This window comes from Nocardiopsis lucentensis DSM 44048 (assembly GCF_000341125.1).
In the GTDB taxonomy this organism is placed as follows: domain Bacteria; phylum Actinomycetota; class Actinomycetes; order Streptosporangiales; family Streptosporangiaceae; genus Nocardiopsis; species Nocardiopsis lucentensis.
In genome coordinates this window covers 1-3,219 of the sequence record NZ_ANBC01000579.1, presented here as the reverse complement: position 1 = coordinate 3,219, position 3,219 = coordinate 1, and the positions used below count along the sequence as shown (strand labels likewise).

Below are 3,219 nucleotides of genomic sequence, written 5' to 3'. Positions count from 1 at the left end.
CCGGCGCTGCCGGGCCACTCCCAGTCGAGGTCGATGCCGTCGAAGATCCCGTAGGCCGAACCCTCTCCCCCCGCGCCGTCGATGACGGGCAGATCGCCGCGCAGGTAGANCCGGCGCTGCCGGGCCACTCCCAGTCGAGGTCGATGCCGTCGAAGATTCCGGCGGCCGCGCCGGGGCCGCCGGCGCCGTCGAACATGGGCAGGTTCCCGCGCAGGAACTGGTCGATGCAGGAGCTGACCATGCGCTGTCGGGATTCGGGGGTGAGGGCGGCGTCGGAGAAGTGCTCGGACCAGGTCCAGCCGCCGAGGGAGATGTTGACCTTCAGGTCGGGGTACATCTCCTTGAGCTTGCGCAGCTGGTTGAAGTTGCCGCGCAGGTCCTGGTTCCAGGTGTCGGCGACACCGTCGACGCTCTCGTCGGCGCGGAACGAGCGGCCGTAGTCGGCCCAGGCGTCACCCTGGCCGAGCTGGTTGGCCATGAAGCACTCGCCGTTGGCGTTGATGTTGCCGAAGGCGTAGTTGATGTGGGTGAGGTTCGCGGCGGTGCCGGAGGTCTCCAGGTTGCGGACCAGGTAGCCCCGGTCGTAGATGCCCCACTGGGTGAAGTAGGCGACGCGGCGCTCGCCGGTCGGGGTGGTGCCGCCGCCCTCGAGGGTGGTCGCGGTGACCGCGGCGCTGTCCGCGCCGCGGTTGTTGGAGGTGTCGTAGGCGCGCACCGTGAAGCTGTACTCGGTCAGGGGTTCCAGGCCGCCGACCGTGGCGGTGAGGGTGTCCCCGTTGACGGAACGCACGACCTGGCCGCCGGAGACGATCTCGTAGCCCGCGACGCCGACGTTGTCGGTGGCCGCGTCCCAGGACAGGGCGACGGTGTTCGAGGTGACCTCGCCCACGGTCAGACCGCCGGGCGTGGACGGCGCCTCGGTGTCGGGTTCGCCGGGGTCGCCGGAGCAGGGGGAGCCGTTGACCGTGCAGTTGACCGGGGTGGTGTCACCGCCGCCGTGGGTGCCGTTGAAGCCGATCTGGTACGACCCGTTCGCGGGAACGGGCGCGCCCCAGGACGGCGGCGTAAGGGTGTGGGTGTTGCCGTTCACGGTGTGGACGGCGTTCCACAGGCTGGTGATCTGGACACCGGACGGGGTGTCGAAGCTCACCGTCCAGTCGGTGAGATCACTGGTGGTCTCGTTCTGGATGGTGATCTGTCCGCCGTAACCGCTGTCCCAACGGGACGTCTCGACGTAGGTGACGGTCACCTCGCCGGGTGCCGCGGCGGCCGGTGTCGGGGCCAGGGCCAGGGGGGCCACCAGCAGTGCCGCGGCCAACGCGGCGAGCCGGTTTCTCAGATGGCGTGCTCTCACGGAGGGGTCTCCAGTATGGGGGGAGGGACTGTGGGCTGACCGCAGGGGAGCGGGCGCTCCGGGCAGCGGAGGGAGTCCTTGCGGAGTGGTGATGCGTCGGATCTGAGTGAGGTCAAGGACGGTGGTGAGCGGGCCATAGCGTCTCTGACGTGGGGGAACTAATTTTTAGGAAACTTAACTAATAGTTTCCTCACGAGTCAATGAGAGCGCGGGGCCTTTTTTCGCCTTCCCCGGGGGTGGAGCGCGTTGACTCCTGGGTCAAGCCGGCTTTTCCGAGCTGGGAGGCCGGACCGGTATCGGGTGCCCCAACTGTCCCCTTGCGGCCAGGGGGGCATCTTGTCTTCCTCTGGATCGAGTGGTATTCGAGCGCATCGCAGGGCGGGTCCCGACGGGTTTGTACCGCTGTCCGTCGGCCTCCCCGGCGGCGGACCCTCTCCGGTGTGATCCGGGTCGCCGCCGTCGGCGCCGATGTCTACCCGTGAGTAGCATTCCGTCCGAGGAGCGCACGGCGGGTTGAGACGGCCCGGTTAGAGTGGCGGAGTGGGAAACCCGTTGAATCTTCCGTTCGACCCGATCGAGCGCGCGCACGACAACTGGACGCGTCGGTGGGGCGCCTCGCCCGCCATGGCCGCCGTCACCTCCGTCATGCGCGCCCAGCAGATCCTGATCGGGGAGCTGGACGGCGCCCTCAAGCCGTTCGGCCTGACCTTCGCCCGCTACGAGGCCCTGGTCCTGCTCACCTTCAGCACCTCGGGCGCGTTGCCGCTCGGCAAGATCGGTGAGCGGCTCATGGTGCACCCGACCAGCGTCACCAACACCATCGACCGGCTGGAGGGGCAGGGGCTCGTCCGCCGTCGTCCCAACCCGAGCGACGGCCGCGGTGTCCTGGCCGAGATCACCGACGCCGGGCGCGAGGTCACCGAGGAGGCGACCAACGCGCTCATGAACATGGACTTCGCCCTGGGCTGTTACTCCGACGAGGAGCTCTGGCGGATGCACGAGATGTTCACCAAGCTCAGGATCGACTTCGGGGACTTCCCCGAACCCGTCGTCGCCGAGGGTCGCTGACGCCCGTCCGGCGCCGAGGAAGCGCCATGGGCGCGCCTTCTGTACAGACTTACTTGGACGTCCTACTATCTTGGTATGACGGACACCACACCGGGGCCCACTCCCAACGGCGGATCCGAGGAGATCGAGTCGGGTCGTGAACGCTGGCAGCGCCGTTACGACTCCGCCCGGGTGCGCGACGCGGACTTCAGCTCCCTGTCCGGGCGCCCCCTCCAGCCCGTGTACGGTCCGCCCCCCGGCTCCGAGGTCCCCGGTTTCGAGCGGATCGGCTGGCCGGGCGAGTACCCCTACACGCGCGGTCTGTACGCCACCGGGTACCGGGGGCGTACCTGGACCATCCGCCAGTTCGCCGGGTTCGGCAACGCCCGCCAGACCAACGAGCGCTACCGGATGATCCTCGCCTCCGGTGGCGGCGGGCTCTCCGTGGCCTTCGACATGCCCACCCTCATGGGGCACGACTCCGACTCACCGCACGCGTTGGGCGAGGTCGGGCACTGCGGGGTGGCGATCGACTCGGTCGCCGACATGGACCTGCTCTTCGAGGGCATCCCGCTCGACGGGACGACCACGTCGATGACGATCAGCGGCCCGGCCGTCCCCGTGTTCTGCATGTACCTCGTCGCCGCCGAGCGGCAGGGGGTGGATATCGGCACGCTCAACGGCACGCTCCAGACCGACATCTTCAAGGAGTACATCGCCCAGAAGGAGTGGCTGTACCCGCCGAAGCCGCACCTGCGCCTCATCGGCGACCTCATGGAGTACTGCGCCGAGCACATCCCGGCGTACAAGCCTCTGTC

General features: G+C 68.6%; 2 protein-coding genes and 1 pseudogene. 2 read left to right on the top strand and 1 reads right to left on the bottom strand.

All coding sequences use genetic code 11. The annotated features are described in order from the left end of the window. Window positions 1-115: 115 nt before the first annotated feature. A pseudogene (locus D471_RS35325) lies at window positions 116-1,354 on the bottom strand (glycosyl hydrolase family 18 protein); the annotation flags it as partial. A 552-nt stretch (window positions 1,355-1,906) separates the two neighbouring features. Here D471_RS35325 and D471_RS0120360 point away from each other — a divergent pair. Together D471_RS0120360 and D471_RS0120355 are read left to right on the top strand one after the other, a co-directional pair. Beyond that, window positions 1,907-2,422 carry a MarR family transcriptional regulator gene (locus D471_RS0120360; RefSeq protein ID WP_017600327.1) on the top strand — a complete coding sequence of 172 codons (516 nt, stop codon included), beginning with the start codon at window positions 1,907-1,909 and terminating at the stop codon, window positions 2,420-2,422. 75 nt (window positions 2,423-2,497) lie between these two features. Continuing rightward, window positions 2,498-3,219 (top strand): methylmalonyl-CoA mutase family protein (locus D471_RS0120355; RefSeq protein WP_017600326.1); only part of this gene is annotated, 722 nt, incomplete at its 3' end.